This is a genomic window from Burkholderia sp. MR1-5-21 (assembly GCF_053427715.1).
In genome coordinates this window covers 1-635 of record NZ_JBSAXD010000108.1, presented here as the reverse complement: position 1 = coordinate 635, position 635 = coordinate 1, and the positions used below count along the sequence as shown (strand labels likewise).

The 635-nt window shown below is 67.6% G+C and carries 1 protein-coding gene; it reads left to right on the top strand.

The features are described from left to right. A partial coding sequence (locus tag ACV229_RS40625) for an acyl-CoA dehydrogenase family protein (RefSeq protein WP_448088661.1) occupies positions 1-635 on the top strand: 635 nt, incomplete at both ends.

Sequence of the window (635 nt, the reverse complement as noted above, 5' to 3'; positions counted from 1 at the left end):
GTCAAGGACATGCTGTTCGTGCTGAAGGAACTCGCCGGCATCGACGACGTCGCGAAGCTGCCGGGCTTCGAGGACGCGGGCGTCGACACCGCGCAGGCCGTGCTCGACGAATCCGCGAAATTCTGCGGCGAAGTGCTGGCGCCGCTGAACGTCGACGGCGACCGCAACCCGAGCAGCTGGAAGGATGGCGTCGTGACCGCGACGCCGGGCTTCAAGGAAGCGTTCCGCCAGTTCGTCGAAGGCGGCTGGCAGGGGCTGCAGCATCCGACGGAGTACGACGGCCAGGGGCTGCCGAAGCTGATCGCGACGCCGTGCATCGAGATGCTGAACGCGTCGAACCTGTCGTTCGCGCTGTGCCCGCTGCTGACCGACGGCGCGATCGAAGCGCTGCTGACCGCGGGCACGGAAGAACAGAAGCAGCGCTACGTGCCGAAGCTGATCTCCGGCGAATGGACGGGCACGATGAACCTGACCGAGCCGCAGGCGGGCTCCGACCTCGCGCTGGTGCGCTCGCGCGCCGAGCCGCAGGGCGACGGGTCGTTCAAGGTGTTCGGCACGAAGATCTTCATCACGTGGGGCGAGCACGACATGGCCGAGAACATCGTCCACCTCGTGCTGGCGCGCACGCCGAACGC